16 protein-coding genes, 2 tRNA genes and 2 other RNA genes are annotated in these 22,260 nt (G+C 53.7%); 9 read left to right on the top strand and 11 right to left on the bottom strand.

Annotation, left to right across the window (positions count from 1 at the left end):
- Positions 1-14: 14 nt before the first annotated feature.
- The 3 genes from oppB to RTP97_RS15775 form a co-directional block, all read right to left on the bottom strand.
- On the bottom strand, positions 15-935 hold the full coding sequence (oppB, locus tag RTP97_RS15785) for an oligopeptide ABC transporter permease OppB (RefSeq protein ID WP_312415330.1): 921 nt from the start codon (positions 933-935) through the stop codon (positions 15-17).
- 135 nt (positions 936-1,070) lie between these two features.
- Positions 1,071-2,705, bottom strand: a complete 1,635-nt coding sequence (oppA, locus tag RTP97_RS15780; protein WP_312209490.1) for an oligopeptide ABC transporter substrate-binding protein OppA — start codon at positions 2,703-2,705, stop codon at positions 1,071-1,073.
- A 750-nt stretch (positions 2,706-3,455) separates the two neighbouring features.
- Complete coding sequence (locus tag RTP97_RS15775; protein WP_312415329.1) at positions 3,456-4,103, bottom strand: YchE family NAAT transporter; 648 nt, start codon at positions 4,101-4,103, stop codon at positions 3,456-3,458.
- 487 nt (positions 4,104-4,590) lie between these two features.
- On the opposite strand from RTP97_RS15775, the gene adhE reads away from it, so the two are divergent.
- Complete coding sequence (gene adhE, locus RTP97_RS15770; protein WP_312415326.1) at positions 4,591-7,272, top strand: bifunctional acetaldehyde-CoA/alcohol dehydrogenase; 2,682 nt, start codon at positions 4,591-4,593, stop codon at positions 7,270-7,272.
- 87 nt (positions 7,273-7,359) lie between these two features.
- Here the strand turns inward: adhE and tdk are convergent, their stop codons facing one another.
- The gene (tdk, locus tag RTP97_RS15765) at positions 7,360-7,974 is read right to left on the bottom strand and encodes a thymidine kinase (protein ID WP_312415323.1); all 615 of its coding nucleotides are present in this window, start codon (positions 7,972-7,974) and stop codon (positions 7,360-7,362) included.
- A 499-nt stretch (positions 7,975-8,473) separates the two neighbouring features.
- Here tdk and hns point away from each other — a divergent pair, with 499 nt between their 5' ends.
- On the top strand, positions 8,474-8,887 hold the full coding sequence (gene hns, locus RTP97_RS15760) for a histone-like nucleoid-structuring protein H-NS (protein ID WP_103820001.1): 414 nt from the start codon (positions 8,474-8,476) through the stop codon (positions 8,885-8,887).
- A gap of 171 nt (positions 8,888-9,058) precedes the next feature.
- Here hns and galU read toward each other — a convergent pair whose 3' ends face one another.
- The gene (gene galU / locus RTP97_RS15755) at positions 9,059-9,967 is read right to left on the bottom strand and encodes a UTP--glucose-1-phosphate uridylyltransferase GalU (protein ID WP_312415320.1); all 909 of its coding nucleotides are present in this window, start codon (positions 9,965-9,967) and stop codon (positions 9,059-9,061) included.
- 200 nt (positions 9,968-10,167) lie between these two features.
- Positions 10,168-11,181, bottom strand: a complete 1,014-nt coding sequence (rssB, locus tag RTP97_RS15750; RefSeq protein WP_312415317.1) for a two-component system response regulator RssB — start codon at positions 11,179-11,181, stop codon at positions 10,168-10,170.
- A gap of 499 nt (positions 11,182-11,680) precedes the next feature.
- On the opposite strand from rssB, the gene RTP97_RS15745 reads away from it, so the two are divergent.
- The 6 genes from RTP97_RS15745 (at position 11,681) to RTP97_RS15720 (ending at position 13,732) form a co-directional block, all read left to right on the top strand.
- Positions 11,681-12,139, top strand: coding sequence for a YchJ family protein (locus tag RTP97_RS15745; protein WP_312415315.1), 459 nt, complete (start codon positions 11,681-11,683; stop codon positions 12,137-12,139).
- Between the two features lie 45 nt (positions 12,140-12,184).
- A complete protein-coding gene (gene purU, locus RTP97_RS15740) occupies positions 12,185-13,027 on the top strand; it encodes a formyltetrahydrofolate deformylase (protein ID WP_312209480.1) in 843 nt (280 codons plus the stop codon).
- Positions 13,028-13,184: 157 nt separating this feature from the next.
- Positions 13,185-13,269: transfer RNA gene (locus RTP97_RS15735), tRNA-Tyr, on the top strand.
- A 43-nt stretch (positions 13,270-13,312) separates the two neighbouring features.
- Positions 13,313-13,445, top strand: a non-coding RNA gene (locus tag RTP97_RS15730) — RtT sRNA.
- Positions 13,446-13,470: 25 nt separating this feature from the next.
- Positions 13,471-13,555: transfer RNA gene (locus RTP97_RS15725), tRNA-Tyr, on the top strand.
- 44 nt (positions 13,556-13,599) lie between these two features.
- Positions 13,600-13,732: non-coding RNA, RtT sRNA (locus RTP97_RS15720), on the top strand.
- A 118-nt stretch (positions 13,733-13,850) separates the two neighbouring features.
- On the opposite strand, the gene RTP97_RS15715 is transcribed toward RTP97_RS15720, so the two are convergent.
- Complete coding sequence (locus tag RTP97_RS15715) at positions 13,851-14,294, bottom strand: Lrp/AsnC family transcriptional regulator (RefSeq protein ID WP_042396076.1); 444 nt, start codon at positions 14,292-14,294, stop codon at positions 13,851-13,853.
- 107 nt (positions 14,295-14,401) lie between these two features.
- On the opposite strand from RTP97_RS15715, the gene RTP97_RS15710 reads away from it, so the two are divergent.
- The gene (locus RTP97_RS15710; protein ID WP_312415311.1) at positions 14,402-15,301 is read left to right on the top strand and encodes a DMT family transporter; all 900 of its coding nucleotides are present in this window, start codon (positions 14,402-14,404) and stop codon (positions 15,299-15,301) included.
- Here RTP97_RS15710 and narI read toward each other — a convergent pair.
- Genes narI through RTP97_RS15690 form a run of 4 tightly spaced genes read right to left on the bottom strand, consistent with a single transcriptional unit; the run spans position 15,298 to position 21,957 of the window.
- Complete coding sequence (narI, locus tag RTP97_RS15705; protein ID WP_312415308.1) at positions 15,298-15,975, bottom strand: respiratory nitrate reductase subunit gamma; 678 nt, start codon at positions 15,973-15,975, stop codon at positions 15,298-15,300. The two genes, RTP97_RS15710 and narI, sit on opposite strands and share 4 nt — an antisense overlap.
- Positions 15,975-16,685 (bottom strand): nitrate reductase molybdenum cofactor assembly chaperone, encoded by a 711-nt coding sequence (narJ, locus tag RTP97_RS15700; protein WP_312415307.1) that lies wholly within the window; start codon positions 16,683-16,685, stop codon positions 15,975-15,977. The genes narI and narJ overlap by 1 nt, the downstream gene beginning before the upstream one ends.
- Positions 16,682-18,217 carry a nitrate reductase subunit beta gene (gene narH / locus RTP97_RS15695; protein ID WP_312415306.1) on the bottom strand — a complete coding sequence of 512 codons (1,536 nt, stop codon included), beginning with the start codon at positions 18,215-18,217 and terminating at the stop codon, positions 16,682-16,684. Before narH ends, narJ begins: the two co-directional genes overlap by 4 nt.
- A complete protein-coding gene (locus RTP97_RS15690; protein ID WP_312415304.1) occupies positions 18,214-21,957 on the bottom strand; it encodes a nitrate reductase subunit alpha in 3,744 nt (1,247 codons plus the stop codon). Before RTP97_RS15690 ends, narH begins: the two co-directional genes overlap by 4 nt.
- Between the last annotated feature and the right edge of the window lie 303 nt (positions 21,958-22,260).

Raw genomic sequence — 22,260 nt, 5'->3', positions numbered from 1 at the left:
GGCGTACCCCAGCGTTAGTAACGGATTTTCGGATCGATAACGGCATAGAGCACGTCTACGATCGCGTTGAACAAAATAGTCAGCGTGCCGACCAGAATGGTCAGGCTCAACACCAGCGAGTAGTCACGGTTCAGCGCGCCGTTAACAAACAGCTGGCCGATACCCGGCAGACCATAGATGGTTTCGATAACCATCGAGCCGGTGATGATGCCGACAAACGCAGGGCCCATATAGGAGAGAACCGGCAGCAGCGCGGGCTTCAGGGCGTGGCGCATGATGATGCGGCGCAGGGGCAAACCTTTAGCGCGGGCGGTACGAATGAAGTTAGAGTGCAGCACTTCGATCATTGACCCACGGGTAATACGCGCAATGCTGGCGATGTAAGCGAGAGAGAGCGCCACCATCGGCAGGATCATATATTTCGGTGCCCCGCCGTTCCAGCCACCCCCCGGCAGCCACTTCAGCGTAATGGCGAAAATAAGCACCAGCAGCGGGGCGACCACGAAGCTGGGAATAACTACCCCGGTCATCGCAAAGCCCATGACCGTATAGTCCCACTTGGTATTCTGGTTAAGCGCCGCAATAACGCCCGCCGCTACGCCCAGCACCACGGCGAGGAAAAAGGCGGCCGCGCCTAATTTTGCCGAGACCGGAAAGCTTGAGGCCACCAGATCGTTGACCGAATAGTCTTTATATTTAAATGACGGCCCGAAGTCACCGTGCGCCAGCTGTTTCAGGTAGCTGAAATACTGGGTCATGATCGGATCGTTTAAGTGATATTTCGCTTCGATATTCGCCATAACTTCCGGCGGCAGCGCGCGCTCGCTGGTAAACGGACTACCCGGCGCAAGGCGCATCATAAAGAAGGAGATCGTAATAAGAATCAGCAGCGTCGGAATTGCTTCCAGACAGCGACGTAAAATAAATTTCAACATTGCCCGTACCTTCTGGCCTGTGCCTTATACACGTAGCGTAATAACGCTTGTGTATGCAGTGCGATAAAATAAGACACGATGGGGCAGTGCGACGCCGCGTCTTAGCACGGTTACGCCCTGCCCCACATATTGCCATTAATGTTTGATAACGTAGAGATCTTTACCGTAGACGTTATCCATTGGGTCTTTACCGGTATAGCCACCAACCCATGGTTTCACCAGACGTGCGTTTACATAGTAGTAAACCGGCACGATCGCCGAGTCTTTGCCCAGCTGCTGTTCAGCCTGATCGTACAGCTCGCTGCGTTTTGCATCGTCGCTGGCTTTCACGGCATCGGCCATGATGCGGTCAAACGCCTCGCTCTTATAGTGCGCGGTGTTCATTGAGCTGCCGGAGAGCATGGTGTTGAGGAACGAGGTCGGCTCGTTATAGTCTGCACACCAGCCTGCGCGCGCTACGTCGAAGTTACCCTGGTGACGGGTATCGAGGAAGGTTTTCCACTCCTGGTTCACCAGCTTGACGTTCACGCCGAGGTTTTTCTGCCAGATTGACGCGGCGGCAATAGCCAGCTTCTTGTGCAGATCGGAGGTGTTGTACAGCAGATTGAAGGTCAGCGGCTTGTCTTTGGTGTAGCCTGCTTCAGCCAGCAGTTTTTTCGCCTCTTCGTTGCGTTTTTCCTGCGTCCAGCCGAACCACTCCGGCTTGGTCAGCTTCGCACCGTCGGCGTACGGCGGGGTGTAGCCATAGGCTGGCAGATCGCCCTGCGCTTTTACTTTATTAGCGATGATATCGCGATCCAGGCCCAGCTTCAGGGCGGTACGGATGCGGGCATCGGTAAACGGTGCTTTCTGGTTATTAATTTCGTAGTAGTAGGTGCACAGATACGGGTCAACGTGCACCTCCTGCGGGATCTCTTTTTTCAGCTTCTGGAACAGCTCGATCGGCAGGTTGTTATAGGTCATGTCAATCTCGCCGCTGCGGTAGCGGTTAACGTCCGTTACTTCGGAGGAGATCGGCAGATAGGTAATTTGATCGAGAACGGTTTTACCGTTATCCCAATAGTTGGTGTTACGCACCATCACAATACGTTCGTTAACCACCCAATCCTGCAGTTTAAATGCGCCGTTGGTCACGATATTTGCTGGCTGGGTCCACTTTTCGCCAAATTTTTCGATGGCGGTTTTATTTACCGGGGACATTGCCGGGTTGACCAGAAGCTTATAGAAGTAAGGGACCGGCTCGCTGAGGGTCACTTCCAGCGTGTGGTCATCAATCGCCTTAACACCCAGCTCGCTCGGCTTCATTTTGCCGTCGATGATCGCATCAACGTTTACGATATGGCCATACTGCGGATAGCTTGCATAAGGCGAGGCGGTATTCGGATCGACCAGGCGCTGCCAGCTATAGACGAAATCCTGGGCGGTCACAGGCTCGCCGTTGGACCACTTGGCATCTTTACGCAGATGGAAAGTCCAGACTTTAAAATCTTTATTATCCCAGGATTCGGCAACGCCAGGAATGGGGTGGCCGTCGACCGGAGAGGTAATCAGCAGGCCTTCAAAGAGATCGCGGCTAACGTTGGCTTCCGGTACCCCTTCGATCTTATTCGGGTCAAGCGACTGTGGCTCGGCACCGTTATTACGAATTAGGGTTTGCTTCTCTGCCAGTTGAACACCTGCGGGTACATCTGCTGCCATAGCAACGTTACCCGCGATTAGCGCAGTCAAAATCCCTGCCGCTACCAAGCTTTTTTTTGTGATGATGGACATTGTGTTGGTACTCCACTCATTATAATTACTGGCTTTTATGCCAGCCTGTTTCATTCCCCCTGAGGGGTTCCTGTGCGTCGCAGGAGTTTTTGCGTCCGTCAGGTTTTACTGCTTGCTATCACCGACTTTTATTATTACTGGCTGCTCATGGCGGCAGCCTGGCGTCGATTCGTTAACGCCTCCCCTGTTTGAGGCGCCTTTTAATATCCTGACAAGATTCATTTATGTAAATGATTCTCATCTGCATTTATTATTTCGCAAAGAGTGGGCCGGAAAGTATCAAATGCCTTTATTGACCGCCAACTCAATTTGCAAATTTGTTAAGCATTTCTCTTTTATGCGATCCTGGAGAGGGTATGCGCGAGGTGTAATGCGTGGAAAGAACAGGTTAATTTTAAAACAATCAATAACATAGTGCATTTACCGTTCTTTCTCCCTTGTTTACGTTAAGGCTGAGTGTTTTTTACACAAAAACGTAACAAGCGCGCATTTTCTAGCACATTAATCTGCCGGGGTGATTAATTTACTAATATCATTTCAATAAACGGACAGCAAGCCCCAGAGTATCATGTGAGTAAAATAACAGGCAGAAAGGGGTAAATGTAAGCAAACATGTCAAAGGTGCAGATTCAACCCGCTGATTATTAACGCATTAATCAAGCCAGCATAATTTATTATGACTGCGCCATTTTTCAACATTAGTTATATGTTTTACTAATAATGGTAAAAACAGCGCGGGTGAGAAAGGATTTAGCCCAGCAGTCCGGGAAAAATGGCTTTTATCCCGGTAACGATAAACTCTATGCCCAGCGCCATCAGCAGCAGACCCATGATACGGGTAATAACGTTGATACCTGTCTGCCCTAATAAACGAACCAGCCAGGGGGCAATGCGAAATAGTCCCCAGCAGCAGCATGCAAACAGGGCGATGGCGATTGAGAAGCAGAGCAGATGCGGCCAGCTGTGAAAACGGGTTCCCCAGACGATAGTAGAGCTAATGGCCCCCGGCCCCGCCATCAACGGCAGCGCGAGCGGAACCACGCCGATACTTTCGCGAATAGCCGTCTCTGACTTCTCCTGTTTGTTCTGCTTATCTTCCCCCAGCTTGCCGCTGATCATCGACATTGCAATAGTGACCACCAGGATACCCCCGGCAATGCGGAAGGAGTCAATTGAGATGCCAAACAGTTGCAGGATAGTGCTGCCCAGAAAGAGCGAAGTGAGCAGAATAATGGCCACCGAGACGCTGGCCGTCATGTTGGTTTTGTTTCTTGCCGCCGCCGTCTGATAGCTGGTCATGCTGATAAATACAGGAATAATCCCGACCGGGTTAACCAGGGCAAAAAGACCAATGAAAAATTTTAGGTAGGTCGGAAAATCGAACAACGTATGGATCACGGTAAGCTCCGCAGGGAATCAACGCCGAAGGCAAAATTATAGCCCTAAAAAAACCATGCTAAATATACGTTTAATTTCAGCATACTTCACCAGAATTATTCTGAAAAAGGTGATGAAAGCGGTATGTTATTTAATTGTAGAAAGTATGATGACTTATTTCTACTACGCCCCTGAAATTATTAACATTTGATGCAAAGCGTCAAAAAGTGCCTGCTGAAAGGTGTCAGCTTAGACTATTCTTGATCTGGATCACGTAATCACTACTCAGAAGTGAGTAACCTTGTTTATGCCGCCAGGGAGAAAAAAAGTATCAAACGGTATGATGCTGAGGCGAGGCTCTTTTAGTAAATCATGGGTGCAGGATTCGTAGATAAGTACTTGTTTTTGAAACGGTAACGCAGGCTGCGAAGGGTCTTACTATACTGTTCTATTGATCCATTGAGCAACTGATTTACTAAAAGAGTTTTAACATTATCAGGAGATCATTATGGCCGTTACTAATGTCGCTGAACTTAACGCACTCGTTGAACGCGTGAAAAAAGCCCAGCGTGAATATGCCAACTTTTCTCAAGAACAAGTTGATAAAATCTTCCGTGCCGCCGCTCTGGCTGCCGCCGATGCGCGAATTCCCCTCGCCAAACTGGCCGTCGCAGAATCCGGTATGGGTATTGTGGAAGATAAGGTGATAAAAAACCACTTTGCTTCTGAATATATTTATAACGCGTACAAAGATGAGAAGACCTGCGGTGTTCTTTCTACCGATGACACCTTTGGCACCATCACTATCGCCGAACCTATCGGCATTATTTGCGGTATCGTTCCAACCACTAACCCAACCTCTACCGCAATCTTTAAATCGCTCATTAGCCTTAAGACTCGCAACGCTATCATCTTCTCTCCCCATCCGCGCGCTAAAGATGCTACCAATAAAGCAGCTGATATCGTTCTGCAGGCCGCTATCGCCGCGGGCGCACCAAAAGATCTGATTGGCTGGATTGACCAACCTTCCGTCGAGCTTTCCAACGCGCTGATGCACCATCCGGATATCAACCTGATCCTCGCGACCGGTGGTCCAGGCATGGTAAAAGCGGCTTATAGCTCTGGTAAACCCGCCATCGGCGTTGGTGCAGGTAACACCCCGGTCGTTATCGACGAAACTGCCGATATCAAGCGTGCGGTAGCCTCCGTACTGATGTCGAAAACTTTCGATAACGGCGTAATCTGTGCCTCCGAGCAGTCGGTCGTCGTTGTCGACTCCGTTTACGACAAAGTGCGTGAACGCTTTGCCAGCCACGGCGGCTACATGTTGCAGGGCCAGGAGCTGAAAGCCGTTCAGGATATTATCCTGAAAAACGGCGGGCTGAACGCAGCCATCGTGGGCCAACCGGCGGTTAAAATTGCTGAACTGGCAGGCTTCACCGTCCCGTCCAGCACCAAAATCCTGATTGGTGAAGTGACCAACGTAGATGAGAGCGAGCCGTTCGCACACGAGAAACTCTCTCCGACGCTGGCGATGTACCGCGCGAAAGATTTCGATGACGCCGTTGTTAAGGCTGAGAAACTGGTCGCCATGGGCGGGATCGGCCACACCTCCTGTCTCTATACCGACCAGGATAACCAGCCGGAACGCGTCTCCTTGTTCGGCGAGAAGATGAAAACCGCCCGTATTCTGATCAACACCCCGGCCTCTCAGGGTGGTATCGGTGACCTGTACAACTTCAAACTTGCCCCGTCCCTGACCCTGGGCTGCGGCTCATGGGGTGGTAACTCCATCTCTGAAAACGTGGGTCCGAAGCACCTGATCAACAAGAAAACCGTTGCTAAGCGAGCTGAAAACATGCTGTGGCATAAACTTCCGAAATCAATCTACTTCCGCCGTGGTTCCCTGCCTATCGCGCTGGATGAAGTGATTACCGATGGTCACAAACGTGCGCTGATTGTTACCGATCGTTTCCTGTTCAACAACGGCTATGCGGACCAGATTACCTCCGTGCTGAAAGCGGCTGGCGTTGAAGTAGACGTGTTCTTTGAAGTTGAAGCTGACCCTACCCTCTCCGTTGTTCGTAAAGGCGCAGAGCTGGCGAACGCATTCAAGCCTGACGTGATCATCGCCCTCGGTGGCGGCTCCCCGATGGACGCAGCAAAAATCATGTGGGTCATGTACGAGCACCCAGAAACCCACTTCGAAGAGCTGGCGCTGCGCTTTATGGATATCCGTAAACGTATCTACAAGTTCCCGAAAATGGGCGTGAAAGCAAAAATGGTCGCGATCACCACCACGTCCGGTACGGGTTCTGAAGTCACGCCGTTCGCCGTGGTAACCGACGATGCCACCGGCCAGAAATATCCGCTGGCAGACTATGCCCTGACCCCGGACATGGCAGTCGTTGATGCCAACCTGGTTATGGATATGCCGAAATCACTCTGTGCGTTCGGTGGTCTGGATGCGGTAACTCACGCGCTGGAAGCTTATGTATCGGTACTGGCGTCTGAGTTCTCTGATGGTCAGGCCCTGCAGGCGCTGAAGCTGCTGAAAGAGAACCTGCCGGCCTCCTACCACGAGGGTTCTAAAAACCCGGTTGCTCGTGAGCGCGTACACAGTGCAGCTACCATCGCGGGTATTGCGTTTGCTAACGCCTTCCTGGGCGTGTGCCACTCTATGGCGCACAAACTCGGCTCGCAGTTCCACATTCCGCACGGCCTGGCCAACGCCCTGCTGATTGGCAACGTTATCCGCTATAATGCGAACGATAACCCAACCAAACAGACCGCCTTCAGCCAGTATGACCGTCCGCAGGCTCGCCGTCGCTACGCAGAGATTGCTGACCACCTGGGCCTGAGCGCACCGGGCGATCGCACCGCAGCGAAGATTGAGAAACTGCTGGGATGGCTGGAAAACATTAAAGCCGAACTGGGTATCCCGAAATCCATCCGCGAAGCAGGCGTGCAGGAAGCTGACTTCCTTGCGCATGTAGATAAGCTGTCTGAAGACGCCTTCGATGACCAGTGCACCGGCGCTAACCCGCGCTACCCGCTGATCGCCGAGCTGAAACAGATCCTGCTGGATACCTACTACGGTCGTGAGTACAGAGAAGGTGACGCTGCGCCTGCGCAGGTTGACGTTGCTGTCCCGGTAAAAGCGGATAAGAAAGTGAAAAAACCCGCTTAATTTATCTTACTAACAAAAACCCGCCTCATGGCGGGTTTTTTTATGGCCTCAACGGCGCGCTGAGCCGATTTAAGCCCTTAACCGTACCTACCCACGGATACGACGCTGAATTGCCGTCAGAGAGCCTTCTGCGAGCGCCTCTTTGTAGTGCTTGCGGCACACCGAGACATAACGCTCATTGCCGCCAATGACCACCTGCTCTCCCTCATTGTAAGGGTGCCCATCCTGGTCGAGACGTAATACCATGCTGGCCTTACGGCCACAGAAACAGATAGTTTTTAACTCCACGAGTTTATCTGACCATGCCAGTAAATAGAGGCTACCGGTAAAGAGCTCGCCGCGAAAATCTGTGCGTAGCCCGTAACATAGGACGGGAATATCAAGCTTATCGACAATTTCAGAGAGTGCGTAGACCTGATCGCGCGTTAAAAATTGGCTCTCATCCACCAGCACGCAGTGAACGGGTTCACGGGCATGCTCATCACGAATGTCATCAAACAGCGAGGTTTGCTGATTGAATAATTTTGCCGGTGATGAGAGTCCGATACGGGAGCTGACTTTTCCACTACCGAAACGGTTATCAATTTCAGCAGTGTAGACCAGCGAGCGCATCCCCCTTTCCTGGTAATTGTAGGAAGATTGTAAAAGCGCCGTCGATTTGCCGGCGTTCATTGCCGAGTAGTAGAAATAAAGCTGTGCCATCGGTCTAAAGACCCCAATCAAAATGTAATTTTTACCGTACGGATTGTACCATATTTTGTCAGGCTATCATCTAAACGGCTTGTGACCTGCCGGTTAATGCACATCCCCGCCGTCAGCGCGGACTTTAGCGTAGAGCCTTTTAACTTAGGCTTCTAACTTAGGCTCCAGAAAATATTAGTAATTTAAGCTCAGCACGCTTATGTCAGACTAATAGGAAAGGTTGATATTTATCCACGCCCGCTATAGTAATACCAGGATTAATCGAAAAATGTTGGGTAGCATGCTTCTCTTTATCCAACCCCGAGCAGACTGGGGTTAATGCTTTGGATAAGCTTTGCAGGCGCGATCCCTGAAGGAGAATTTAAGATAGCGGAATTAATAAAATGGGCAAATAACGCGTAATTTTGAATTCCTTACATTGTCGGGTATTGCACAACTCAAATTATCGCTCTATTATTAGCTCAACAAACCACCCCATTATAAGTTTGAGATTACTACAATGAGCGAAGCACTTAAAATTCTGAACAACATCCGTACTCTTCGTGCACAGGCAAGAGAATGCACTCTCGAAACCCTCGAAGAAATGCTGGAGAAATTAGAAGTTGTTGTTAACGAGCGTCGTGAAGAAGATAATGCTGCAGCTGCTGAAATTGAAGAGCGTACGCGTAAACTGCAACAGTATCGCGAAATGCTGATTGCTGACGGTATTGACCCGAACGAGCTGCTGAACAGCATGGCAGCCGCGAAAGTCGGTACTAAAGCTAAGCGTGCGGCACGTCCTGCTAAATATAGCTACGTTGACGAAAACGGCGAAACTAAAACCTGGACTGGCCAGGGCCGTACCCCAGCAGTAATTAAGAAAGCCATGGATGAGCAAGGCAAACAGCTGGAAGACTTCCTGATCAAGGAATAACGCTTCTCCTGATGCAAAAACATCCCGCTCCGGCGGGATTTTTTATTTGTACTTAAACGACTCCCGTTCTGGTTTATGTTTGCATTTAGAAACAACTCGTAATAAAAAAGCCGGAGATAACACGTATGTACGGTTATCTCCGGCCTGGTTCAGACAGCGGTTAGAAAAGCCTTACTTGGTAAAGCCCATCTCATCTTCCAGCCAGCTTTTAAATTCTTCGCCCAGCGTGTTGTGACGAATGCCATATTCGACAAAGGCTTGCATATAGCCCAGCTTGTTGCCGCAGTCGTGGCTCTTGCCTTTCATATGGTACGCTTCAACGGTCTCTTTCTCGATCAGCATATCGATACCGTCGGTCAGCTGGATCTCATCACCCGCTCCCGGAGGGGTTTTCGCCAGCAGAGGCCAAATCTCAGCGCTCAGGACGTAACGGCCTACCACAGCAAGGTTAGAAGGTGCGACGTTCGCCTTAGGCTTCTCAACTACGCCAACCATAGGCACGCTTTCACCTGGCTTCAGCTCTGCGCCTTTGCAGTCTACAACGCCGTATGCGGTCACATCTTCAACAGGCTCAACCATAATCTGGCTGCAGCCGGTTTCATCGAAGCGTTTGATCATTTCCGCCAGGTTATCCTGGGAGAGATCGGATTCATATTCATCAAGAATAACGTCAGGCAGAATAACGGCCACGGGTTCGTCACCCACTACCGGATGTGCGCACAGTACAGCATGGCCTAACCCTTTAGCCAGCCCCTGACGAACCTGCATAATAGTCACGTGCGGAGGGCAAATAGACTGTACTTCTTCCAGCAGCTGGCGCTTAACGCGTTTTTCCAGCATGGCTTCCAGCTCAAAACTGGTATCGAAGTGGTTTTCGATGGAGTTTTTAGATGAATGAGTAACTAAAACGATTTCCGTAATACCCGCCGCAATACATTCATTCACTACGTATTGAATTAAGGGCTTATCAACCAGCGGCAGCATCTCCTTAGGGATAGCTTTCGTGGCGGGCAGCATCCTGGTACCTAATCCTGCGACCGGGATAACTGCTTTTGTTACTTTTGAATTAACGGCAGCCATTTAAAATCTCCTGGACTGTTCATACTTAGAACACGTTCGTCAATGAATAGTGCATTGAGTATATCAGTATCAAACTGTGAGCCTGGTCTGAATCGAGCACCTTGACATGTAATTAAGACAATTACCTATAAGACTATCGCGATAGTAGCACCCGGCCCGTTTTTGCGGTAAAGCAAAAATGAGTAACGCAGCGCGATCGCTCATTCCGCAGACAACATTAAGCGCAGCCGGCCACCCATTCCCCAAACCTGGCACTGCCAGGCTTCACAACGCTGGCTTATTTGATTTAGGTAAGCATTACCCAACGTCCCTAACGGCACGCCGCTGCTAATCTGAACCTGCTGTGCATCGGTATTCAGCGTTGCGTTAAGCCCTGCGGAGACTAATATCAAATTTTTTTGTTCGCTGTGATAATAACCAACCAGCAGCGGGAACTGTCCGGGTAAATTTGCCTGGCGCAGTAATTGATTGACCTGTTTTAACAACGCCCCCAGTTCAGGCAAGCGCTGTCGCTGCTGAGAGAGCTGCTCCTGCAGCAGGCCATTGAAGAGCGCACGTAATAACAGCGCGGCTAATACACCGTTATCCCCAGCACGAGTCACATCGAGGCAATAAAAGGCGAGATCGTGATCGGATAGTGGCGCAATATCTAAAACCAGACCGGGCTGATTGGCAGCAACAAGCTGGCGATAATTAACGCGGCACTGGGATATGACCTGTTGAACGGGAGGCTGTAATTCCTGTAGCAGCTTTGCTGCCGCGTGCGGATCGCTCACTAGCGCATCCCAGTCCTGAAAGAGTCGCTCCTCCTCCTCTACCCGCGAATTAAACATATTAGGATAGAGGCAGGCCAGCACGGTCTCCCGCAGGCGACTAAAATCTTTTACCGGCTTCAGTAAAACATCCTGCACGCCGAGGCGAAGCGCCTTAGCAATGTCAGCCATGTTCTCCGTTGCGGAAATGACCAGAATTGGCGTTTGGTCGCCTTCGTTACGCAGGTGTTCAACCAGCTTAAGGCCGTTCATCCGCGGCATTGCGATATCACAGATCATCAGATCTGGTCTGACTCTGGCCATCATCTCCAGCGCTTCAACTCCGTCACCCGCTAAGGTGGTGGATGCGCCAAGAGACAGCAGCCATGAGTCCAGCAGTGAGCGGAAAACGGGTTCGTCTTCAACGATTAACATATGTTTTCCGGCCAATGGCTGCGTCATGTTCTCTCCCCTGCCTTACGATAGTTCAATAGTGGCACGCTATTGCGACTACCGCCTGTCAGATTTTGCTTAAGAAAGCGAAAAACTACGTGCTCAAACATTTTATGTGCACCGAGTGGTTACAATTCGCCCAATAACATCCCTCGGCCTGCTCAAAAACAGCAATACGCGCTGCCGCGCACCAGGCCGGCAAAAAAGACAGGACAAATAGGTTCATCAGGATCCCAGGCCCGTCTTGCGCATAACGGCAGTGATACGCCATGCGTAAGTGCCTGAACCAGAAACGTCATGATGCTAAGACATCACGGCGGCAAAAATGCATCTCTCAACGCTACATATCAATTATCTATGCCGAAACGTACTAAATTTTTGACCATATGACCAGTCCTGGGGAATATCTCTTCTCCCAAACTCTCCTGGCATAGCGTCATCGGCATCGCTCAGTTAACATAGTGCTGTAAAGGCGCGTCTGCGCTCTCATTTATTCAGGATACCTATTTTGTCAAACCGTTGTCCCTGCGGTAGCGCTCTGGAGTATAGCCTATGTTGCCAGCCTTATCTGTCTGGAAAACTGACTGTGTCCAATCCTGGGCAGCTAATGCGCTCGCGCTATACGGCTTTTGTTGAAAAGCGCGCCGACTACCTGATTCAGACCTGGCATCCCTCCTGTCAGGCTGGGACGTTCCGTCAGGAGATCGAGGCAGGCTTTGCTAACACCGAGTGGTTGGGTCTGACTCTCTTTGAGCAGGCTGAGGGCAGCCACAGCGGCGAGGGGTTTGTCAGTTTTGTGGCCCGCTTTAATGAGAAAGGCAAAACGGGTGCTATTATCGAGCGCTCCAGGTTCTTAAAAGAAAATGGCCAGTGGTATTATATTGATGGCACCCGGCCCCAGTTTGGCCGTAACGATCCCTGCCCCTGTGGCTCGGGAAAAAAATTTAAAAAGTGTTGCGGGCAATAAGCCCAGCGGCACCTCATAGCAAACACGTCAAGGATTTACCCGGCAATGCATTCACTACAACGAAAAGTTCTGCGTACCATCTGTCCCGACCAGAAAGGGCTTATCGCACGCATCACCAATATCTGTTACAAGCACGAACTGAACATTGTGCAGAACAATGAGTTTGTCGATCACCGTACCGGGCGCTTCTTTATGCGTACCGAGCTTGAGGGGATCTTTAACGATGCCACACTGCTGGCGGATCTCGACAGCGCCCTGCCTGAAGGTTCCGTGCGGGAGTTAACCCCTGCCGGACGTCGCCGCATCGTGATCCTGGTGACGAAAGAGGCTCACTGTCTGGGCGATCTGTTGATGAAGGCTAACTATGGCGGCCTCGACGTAGAGATTGCCGCCGTGATTGGCAACCATGAAACGTTGCGTACGCTGGTAGAGCGTTTTGATATTCCTTTCGAGCTGGTAAGCCATGAAGGGCTGACCCGTGAAGATCATGACGAGAGGATGGCTCAGGCAATTGAAGCCTATGAGCCGGACTATGTGGTACTGGCGAAATATATGCGCGTGCTGACGCCGACCTTTGTGGCCCGCTTCCCGAATAAGATCATCAATATTCACCACTCGTTCTTACCGGCGTTTATTGGTGCCCGCCCCTATCACCAGGCCTACGAGCGCGGCGTGAAGATCATTGGTGCGACCGCGCACTATGTGAATGATAATCTCGACGAGGGTCCGATTATTATGCAGGACGTTATTCACGTCGATCACACCTATACCGCTGAAGATATGATGCGTGCCGGGCGTGACGTTGAGAAGAATGTGCTTAGCCGGGCGTTATACGAAGTATTGGGCCAGCGGGTATTTGTCTACGGCAACCGGACGATTATTCTGTAAGCGACTAATGAAATGAGTTGTTTAGCATTAGCGCAGTACGCGTAAAAAGCATGCAAACGATTCATTTTCATGAAAGGAATGCTTTACAGCGGCGCGTCATTTGATATGATGCGCCCCGCTTCCCAAGGGAAGCAGGCCAGTACCAGCATTACCCCGTGGTGGGGTTCCCGAGCGGCCAAAGGGAGCAGACTGTAAATCTGCCGTCATCGACTTCGAAGGTTCGAATCCTTCCCCCACCACCATTATTCACCACGCACCGTGGTAAACCTGATGAGTGAAGCTGACGTAGGCACTTATTGGGGAAGGGTAAGAACCTTCGACTAAGGTTCGACTCGAGCGAAAGCGAGAGAACGTTGCCTTCAGGCAACGGCCCGAAGGGTGAGGAGCGAAGCGACGAATAATCCTTCCCCCACCACCATCTCTACAAGCAAGTTATTACCCCTGGTGGGGTTCCCGAGCGGCCAAAGGGAGCAGACTGTAAATCTGCCGTCACAGACTTCGAAGGTTCGAATCCTTCCCCCACCACCATCTTCTTATAAAGCACCCTATCTAAATCAAACTACAAAGCCACATACCATTCCGTGCTGGGAAGGATGAGAAGCTTCGACTAAGGTTCGATTCGAGCGACAGCGAGAAAGCGTTGCCTTCAGGCAACGACCCGAAGGGCGAGGTGCGAAGCACCGAGTAATCCTTCCCCCACCACCATCTCCTCAAAAACCTCTAAATATAACCAATTTCCCTATAAATTATCCTGCATTCGTTGTTGCATACCGATCTCCCCGGTGGCGCTGCGCTTACCGGGGCTACATGATCGAGCTACTCATCATATCGGCGGCAGACGGCGTTTAACCGGCGAGCTTTTGACGATTGCGGTGTTGCTCTGGGCATACTCCGCCAGTCCGTCCAGCAGCTCATCCAACTGCTCTATTGAGCGCACAACCAGACGCATTACAAAGCAATCCTCCCCGGTTACCTTGTCACACTCAATACACTCCGGTATCGCCTGGATCATTTTATCGACCTTATGCAGCATGCCCGGCATGGGCCGAACCCGGACCAGCGCCTGTAGCGTATAGCCCAGCGCGGCAAGGTTAACGTGCGCGCCATATCCCTGAATTACCCCGCGCTCTTCGAGACGCTTTACTCTCTCCGCCGTGCTGGGAGAGGTCAACCCTACCCGGGCGCTTAACACCTTCAGCGACATGCGTGCATCTTCTGCCAGACAGCCTACGATCTGGCGGTCTATCTCATCGATAAGGTAATCCATCGCTTTCACCTAATTTATAAAAGATAACTACGTTAACCACCTTATTAAGGTTATATCAAACCGCTTCTGGTTTTCTGATAATAGCGTATCAAAACGAGGTGGTAGGTATGCGCGATATACAAAAAGGCGTCTGGCAGATGAGCCTGGCAATGCTCATTTCCGGCTCCATCGGTGCTTTTGTTTTACTCTCCGGCCTGCCGGTAACGGAAGTCGTTTTCTGGCGCTGTGCGATCGGCGCTGTTGCGCTCTATCTCTTTATCCGCCTCAGTAAACAGCCTTTCAGCCGTTTAACGCGGGTAACGCTGACCCTCGCCATCCTGGGTGGCGTGGCGCTGGTCATTAACTGGCTACTGCTATTCGCCGCCTACGAGCACGTCTCTATTGGGCTGGCAACCGTGGTCTACAACACCCAACCCTTTATGCTGGTGCTGATGGGTATGCTGTTTGGGGAGCGGGTCAGCCTGGTAAAATGGGGCTGGCTGATCCTTGCCTTTGTTGGCGTGGTAGTCCTGCTCTCCAGCGAGCTAATGCAGGGCCATGCCGCCGGCTGGCTGATGGGGATCGCCCTGGCGCTGGGCGCAGCCTTCTTCTACGCCCTCACCGCGATGATTACGCGCAAGCTGCGCCCTATTCCACCGCAGCATATCGCGTTTATTCAGGTGCTTACGGGCGTGGTGATGCTGCTGCCGCTGGCGCAGATGCCGGTCTTCTCCCGTGAGTTTCCCTGGGGGATCCTGCTGACCCTCGGCATCGTCCACACCGGCGTCATGTACCAGCTGCTCTATAGCGCGATTCAGAAACTGCCTACCCCGATTATTGGATCGCTGTCGTTTATCTATCCGGTGGTGGCGATTGTGGTAGATAACCTGGTCTTTGGACACACGCTCAGCGTCACCCAGCTGGCAGGCGGGATGCTGATCCTCCTCGCGGCGGCGGGAAACAATCTTGGCTGGGGTGAAAAAAAACCTCGCCGCAGCGAGGTTGGCGTTAAACAGGAGGCTAATTAGCGACGGGCGCGTACGACCTGGTATTTGCGCGTCAGATACTCTACCGGCGCGCTCCAGATATGCACCAGCCGCGAGAACGGGAAGAGCAGGAACAGCGTCATCCCCAGCACCAGATGCACGCGGAAAATGAACGCTACGCCGTCAAGATGCTGGGATGCGCCGCCGTGGAAGGTCACGATAGACTGCGCCCAACCCACCAGCTTCATCATTTCACTCCCGTCCATATGCTGGGCCGAGAACGGAATCGTCAGCAGGCCCAGCGTACACTGCACCATCAGCAGGGTCAGGATCAGGATATCCGCCGTCGTCGTGGTGGCGCGCACGCGGGGGCTAAATAGACGGCGCTTAAGCAGCAGCAGGCCGCCTACCAGCGTCATGATGCCGAACACGCCCCCGGCGATCATCGCCAGCTTCTGTTTAACGTCAATCGGTAGAAAGGACTCATACATCCAGTGCGGAGTGAGCATCCCCACCAGGTGACCGGCAAAGATCCCGATAATCCCAATATGGAACAGGTTCGACGCCAGGTTCATCCCTTTGCGATCCAGCATCTGGCTGGAGCCTGCCCGCCAGGTGTACTGCCCATAGTCATAGCGCAGCCAGCTGCCGACAAGAAACACCGTGCCTGCAATATAGGGATAGATGTCATAGAAGAACATATTAAGGAACTGCATTATTGCTGTCCTCCGGTTGAGATATTCAAATATTGCGGGGCCACCGCACCGGCGAAGCGGCGCTGATGGGAGGCGATCTCAGACTCACCGCAGCCCTGGTCGGCAAAGAACTTCACCTGCTCCTCCTCCCAGACGGCATCCAGCGCCTGGGGGGTATCGTCCCGGGCTTCACCGGCAATCTTCTCGCCGACCTTCTGCCGATCGACGTCGGTTTTGGCCAGCCGCAGCAGCAGCTCAAACAGGCTGGCATAGCGGCTCTCGCGCTGTTGCAAACGGGCGTTGAGCAGGGCCAGTATCGGAGCGATATCCTCCAGTCCCGCCAGCGCGTCACTTGCCGGGAGCTGCGCCAGATACTCCAGATAGAGCGGGAGATGATCCGGCAGCTCGCGGCGGTCGATAACCAGGCCCTGGCGCTCATACTGCGCCAGTAGATCCACCATCGCCTGGCCGCGATCGCGGGATTCGCCATGCACATGCTCAAACAGCAGCAGCGAAGTGGCGCGACCGCGATCGAACAGCTCGCTATAGGCCGCCTGCGCATCCAGCAGATCCTGATTCATCAGGTCACGAATAAAGACACTTATCTGATGGGCATCCTTAAGCGACAGGTGCTCGGTCTCCGCCAGGGCATCAAACAGCGCCTGCTGATGCTGCCACAGGTCAGCATCCGGATACTCCAGCAGGCGGGAAATCACGACGAGTTCAATCATGGGCGCGGCTCCGTTTTCTTCGTCACATCGACGGCGTCAATACGGCGGCTGTTAAACAGGTTGAACTTAGTGTCGCTACCGTGGCAGCCGTCGCCGAAGCTAAAGCCGCAGCCGTTACGTTCCGGGAATGCATCCCGGGCCAGCTCGCGGTGGCTGGTCGGGATCACGAAGCGATCCTCATAGTTGGCAATCGCCAGGTAACGATACATCTCCTGCGCCTGGGCTTCGCTTAAGCCCACCTCTTCCAGGGCGCGAATATCGTTAACGTTATCCACGGTCTCGGCACGCTTGTAGTGACGCATTGCCAGCATGCGTTTCAGCGCCAGCAGCACCGGCTGGGTATCGCCTGCCGTCAGCAGGTTAGCGAGATACTGCACCGGAATGCGCAGGCTTTCGACGTCCGGCAGGATGCCGTTGCTGCCCAGCTCGCCCGCGTCGGCCGCCGACTGGATCGGTGACAGAGGCGGCACGTACCAGACCATCGGCAGAGTGCGATACTCCGGGTGCAGCGGCAGAGCCAGCTTCCAGTCCATCGCCAGTTTCCAGACCGGCGACCTCTGCGCGGCGTCAATCACGCTCTGCGGCACGCCGTCCTTCAGCGCCTGCTCAATCACCGCCGGATCGTTCGGGTCGAGGAAGACGTCCAGCTGACGCTGGTAGAGATCTTTTTCGCTCTCAACTGCCGCCGCGTTTTCAATGGCGTCCGCGTCATAGAGCAGCACGCCCAGGTAACGGATACGCCCCACGCAGGTCTCGGAGCAGACGGTCGGCATCCCCGCCTCAATACGCGGATAACAGAAGATGCACTTCTCGGACTTGCCGCTCTTCCAGTTGAAGTAGATCTTTTTGTAGGGGCAGCCAGTGACGCACATCCGCCAGCCGCGGCACTTGTCCTGATCGATCAGCACAATGCCATCCTCTTCACGCTTGTAGATCGCCCCGCTCGGGCAGGTCGCGACGCAGGCCGGGTTGAGGCAGTGCTCACACAGACGTGGCAGATACATCATGAAGGTGTTTTCAAACTGCCCGTACATCGCCTTCTGCATGTTCTCGAAGTTCCGATCCTGACTGCGCTTCTCAAACTCGCCGCCGAGGATCTCTTCCCAGTTCGGACCGCTGACGATCTTATCCATCCGCTGACCGCTGATTTTTGACCGCGGACGGGCGATAGGCTGATGCTTGCCCTCTGGGGCCGTATGCAGATGCTGATAGTCGTAGTCGAACGGCTCGTAGTAGTCATCGATCCCCGGCAGATGCGGGTTAGCGAAGATTTTACCCAGCAGCGTGGCGCGGTTACCCATGCGCGGCTGCAGCTTGCCGTTCACTTTGCGGATCCAGCCGCCCTTCCACTTCTCCTGGTTCTCCCAGTCGTCCGGGAAACCCACGCCAGGCTTGCTCTCAACGTTGTTGAACCAGGCGTACTCCATCCCTTCCCGGCTGGTCCAGACGTTTTTACAGGTGACCGAGCAGGTATGACAGCCGATGCACTTATCAAGGTTCAGCACCATGCCTACCTGTGAACGAATTTTCATTTTGCGCTCTCCTGTACCTGGTCATTGTTTTCGCCATCTAACCAGTTAATGTTCTTCATCTTACGGACCACCACAAACTCATCGCGGTTGGAACCGACCGTGCCGTAGTAGTTAAAGCCGTACGCCAGCTGGGCGTAGCCGCCAATCATATGGGTCGGTTTCGGACTGATACGGGTGACCGAGTTGTGGATCCCGCCGCGCTGGCCGGTGATCTCCGAGCCGGGAATATTCACGATACGCTCCTGGGCGTGGTACATCATGGTCATCCCGGCCGGCACGCGCTGGCTCACGACCGCACGGGCGGTAAGCGCCCCGTTGCTGTTAAAAGCTTCGATCCAGTCGTTATCCTCAATGCCCAGCTCTTTGGCATCCACCTCGCTCATCCAGACGATCGGGCCGCCGCGTGACAGGGTCAGCATCAGCAGGTTGTCGCTATAGGTCGAGTGGATCCCCCACTTCTGGTGCGGGGTGATGAAGTTCAGCGCCTTCTCCGGATTGCCGTTGGACTTCTCGCCCATCACCGCTTTCACCGAACGGGTGTCAATCGGCGGACGATAGACCAGCAGGCTCTCGCCAAAGTCACGCATCCACGGGTGATCCTGGTAGAGCTGCTGGCGGCCAGAGAGCGTACGCCATGGGATCAGCTCGTGCACGTTGGTATAACCGGCGTTGTAGGAGACGTGCTCATCTTCAAGGCCGGACCAGGTGGGGCTGGAGATAATTTTGCGCGGCTGGGCCTGAATATCCCGGAAGCGGATCTTCTCCTCTTCTTTATTGGTCGCCAGATGGGTATGGTCGCGGCCGGTAAACTCGCTCAGCGCCGCCCAAGCTTTAACCGCCACGTGACCGTTGGTCTCCGGGGCGAGGGTCAGGATCATCTCCGCTGCATCGATGGCGCTGTTAAGCATCGGCTGGCCTTTCGCCGGGCCTTCTGCCTTGGTGTAGTTAAGCTTGCGCAGCAGATCCATCTCACTCTCGGTGTTCCACGCGATGCCCTTGCCGCCGTTGCCCACCTTATCCAGCAGCGGACCGATGGAGGTAAAGCGCTCGTAGGTCGCCGGGTAGTCGCGCTCTACCGGAATGATATGCGGCGCGGTTTTGCCGGGGATCAGATCGCACTCGCCTTTCTTCCAGTCCTTGACGTCCAGCGGCTGCGCCAGCTCGGCGGCGGAGTCGTGCTGAATAGGCAGGGTCACCACGTCAGTTTCAACGCCCAGGTGGCCGACGCACACTTCAGAGAATTTCTTAGCGATGCCCTTATAGATCTCCCAGTCGCTTTTCGACTCCCAGGCCGGATCGACGGCAGCGGAGAGCGGATGAATAAACGGATGCATATCCGAGGTATTCATGTCGTCTTTCTCATACCAGGTCGCGGTCGGCAGCACGATATCGGAGTAGAGGCAGGTGCTCGACAGGCGGAAGTCGAGGGTGACCACCAGATCCAGCTTGCCGTCGAGGCCGTTATCATGCCACTCCACCTCTTCCGGCTTCACGCCGCCCTGCACGCCCAGATCCTTACCCTGAATGCCATTCTCAGTCCCCAGCAGATACTTCAGCATGTACTCATGGCCTTTCCCGGAGGAGCCAAGCAGGTTTGAGCGCCAGATAAAGAGGTTACGCGGATGGTTTTTGCCGTTCTCCGGCTGCTCGGCCGCAAAGCGGATAGTGCCCTCTTTCAGCGCCTTAACGGTGTAATCCACCGCCGACATACCTGCTTTTTCAGCGTCCGCAGCGATGCGCAGCGGGTTGGTGCCCAGCTGTGGCGCGGAAGGCAGCCAGCCCATGCGCTCAGCGCGGACGTTAAAGTCGAGCAGGTGGCCGCTGTAGCGGGATTTATCCGCCAGCGGAGAGAGCAGCTCCTGTGCGGTCAGGGTCTCATAGCGCCACTGGCCGGAGTGGTTATAGAAGAAAGAGGTGCCGTTCATATGGCGGGGCGGACGCTGCCAGTCGAGGGCAAACGCCAGCGGCTGCCAGCCGGTCTGCGGACGCAGCTTCTCCTGGCCCACGTAGTGCGCCCAGCCACCGCCGCTCTGGCCGACACAGCCGCAGAACACCAGCATGTTGATCAGGCCCCGGTAGTTCATGTCCATGTGGAACCAGTGGTTCAGACCGGCACCCACAATGATCATCGAACGGCCATGGGTCTTATCGGCGTTATCAGCAAATTCCCGGGCGGTACGGATGATGTGCGCCCGCGGCACGCCGGTGATTTTTTCCGCCCACGCCGGGGTATACGCTTTGACTTCGTCATAGCTGGCGGCGGCGTTGGCGTCGCCCAGACCCCGATCGAGACCGTAGTTCGCCATCGTCAGATCGTAAACGGTGGTGACCAGCGCGGTGCTGCCATCCGCCAGCGGGAGGCGTTTTACCGGCAGCTTGTGCAGAAGGATATTTTGCAGCTCTACGCGGTTGAAGTGTTCAGATCCTTCGTTGCCAAAGTAGGGGAAGCCCACCTCAGCGATATCGTCGTGACCGCCCAGCAGGCTCAGGCGCAGTTCGGCGTCTGCCCCACTGGTGCCGTCACGCTGCTCAAGGTTCCACTTCCCTTTTTCGCCCCAGCGGAAACCAATGGATCCATTAGGTGCAATCAGCTCGCCGCTGTCGTTGTAGGCCACGGTTTTCCACTCGGGATTATTCTCCTGACCGAGAGCGTCCACCAGGTCGGCGGCGCGCAGCATCCGGCCTGCAGCATAGTAGCCGTCGCGCTCTTCGAGCATGACCAGCATCGGCATGTCGGTATAGCGACGCACGTAGTCGGTAAAGTACTGGCTCGGCTTGTCGAGATGGAATTCACGCAGCATGACATGGCCCATCGCCATCGCCATTGCGGCGTCGGTACCCTGTTTCGGTGCCAGCCACAGGTCGCACAGCTTGGCGATTTCGGCGTAGTCCGGGGTGACGGCAACGGTTTTGGTACCTTTGTAGCGTACTTCGGTAAAGAAGTGGGCGTCCGGGGTACGGGTCTGTGGAACGTTAGAGCCCCAGGCGATAATGTAGCTGGAGTTATACCAGTCGGCGGATTCCGGCACGTCGGTCTGCTCGCCCCAGGTTTGCGGGGAGGCCGGCGGCAGGTCGCAGTACCAGTCGTAGAAGCTCAGGCAGGTGCCGCCGATCAGCGACAGGTAGCGCGCACCAGAGGCGTAGGAGACCATCGACATCGCCGGGATCGGCGAGAAGCCCGCCACGCGGTCCGGGCCGTAGGTTTTAACGGTATAGACGTTAGAGGCGGCGATCAGCTCGTTGACCTCCTGCCAGGAGGAGCGGACAAAGCCGCCGCGTCCGCGCGCCTGCTTGAAGCTTTTCGCTTTGTCAGCGTCTTCAATAATAGAAGCCCATGCGTCAACCGGATCGCTGTGCTGAACTTTCGCTTCACGCCACATTTTCATCAGGCGTTTGCGCATCAGAGGATATTTCAGGCGGTTAGCACTGTAGAGGTACCAGGAGTAGCTGGCCCCACGCGGACAGCCGCGCGGCTCATGGTTAGGCATATCCGGACGGGTACGCGGGTAGTCGGTCTGCTGGGTCTCCCAAGTGACCAGACCGTTTTTGACGTAGATCTTCCAGCTGCAGGAGCCAGTGCAGTTTACGCCGTGCGTGGAGCGCACAATTTTATCGTGCGACCAGCGGCTACGGTATCCATCCTCCCAGTCCCGGTTTGTTTCATGGATCTGGCCATGCCCATCGGCAAAGGTTTCGCCCTTCTGTTTGAAGTAGCGAAACCGGTCCAGGAATTTACTCATCGGGTTTCTCCTGTGTGGAGCCTGCTGGCTCTCTGAAAAAGCGACATTGCTGCGAATGAGGCGACGTTAACGCGCTGAAAGGACGTGAGAATTGATGGCGATCAAGGCAGGCAGGCATAGCAAAAGCGGTGCTTTTTTCACCTACCTCCAAAGTGGCAGAGCGCTATATTTTTTATGTTACTGATTTAAAAAGTATTTATCTCTTAATCCGCTTTTTTAATAATGGCATTTCAACCATGGAGGTATTAAGGAGTAGATCTCTGCCTAAGAGATAAAAAAGCGCGGCATTGCGCCGCGCAAGGA

Origin of the sequence: Pseudescherichia sp. (assembly GCF_031998825.1) — a bacterium.
In the GTDB taxonomy this organism is placed as follows: Bacteria; Pseudomonadota; Gammaproteobacteria; order Enterobacterales; family Enterobacteriaceae; genus Pseudescherichia.
Note: the sequence above shows the minus strand (reverse complement) of the source record. Positions and strands in the feature narration are given on the sequence as shown.

Excerpts from the sequence above, each read along its gene's own strand:
- oppB (WP_312415330.1), bottom strand. The coding sequence starts at position 935 with ATGTTGAAATTTATTTTACGTCGCTGTCTGGAAGCAATTCCGACGCTG.
- RTP97_RS15690 (WP_312415304.1), bottom strand. The coding sequence starts at position 21,957 with ATGAGTAAATTCCTGGACCGGTTTCGCTACTTCAAACAGAAGGGCGAA.
- hns (WP_103820001.1), top strand. The coding sequence starts at position 8,474 with ATGAGCGAAGCACTTAAAATTCTGAACAACATCCGTACTCTTCGTGCA.
- purU (WP_312209480.1), top strand. The coding sequence starts at position 12,185 with ATGCATTCACTACAACGAAAAGTTCTGCGTACCATCTGTCCCGACCAG.
- rssB (WP_312415317.1), bottom strand. The coding sequence starts at position 11,181 with ATGACGCAGCCATTGGCCGGAAAACATATGTTAATCGTTGAAGACGAA.
- tdk (WP_312415323.1), bottom strand. The coding sequence starts at position 7,974 with ATGGCACAGCTTTATTTCTACTACTCGGCAATGAACGCCGGCAAATCG.
- narJ (WP_312415307.1), bottom strand. The coding sequence starts at position 16,685 with ATGATTGAACTCGTCGTGATTTCCCGCCTGCTGGAGTATCCGGATGCT.
- narI (WP_312415308.1), bottom strand. The coding sequence starts at position 15,975 with ATGCAGTTCCTTAATATGTTCTTCTATGACATCTATCCCTATATTGCA.
- RTP97_RS15710 (WP_312415311.1), top strand. The coding sequence starts at position 14,402 with ATGCGCGATATACAAAAAGGCGTCTGGCAGATGAGCCTGGCAATGCTC.
- adhE (WP_312415326.1), top strand. The coding sequence starts at position 4,591 with ATGGCCGTTACTAATGTCGCTGAACTTAACGCACTCGTTGAACGCGTG.
- oppA (WP_312209490.1), bottom strand. The coding sequence starts at position 2,705 with ATGTCCATCATCACAAAAAAAAGCTTGGTAGCGGCAGGGATTTTGACT.
- RTP97_RS15715 (WP_042396076.1), bottom strand. The coding sequence starts at position 14,294 with ATGGATTACCTTATCGATGAGATAGACCGCCAGATCGTAGGCTGTCTG.
- narH (WP_312415306.1), bottom strand. The coding sequence starts at position 18,217 with ATGAAAATTCGTTCACAGGTAGGCATGGTGCTGAACCTTGATAAGTGC.
- galU (WP_312415320.1), bottom strand. The coding sequence starts at position 9,967 with ATGGCTGCCGTTAATTCAAAAGTAACAAAAGCAGTTATCCCGGTCGCA.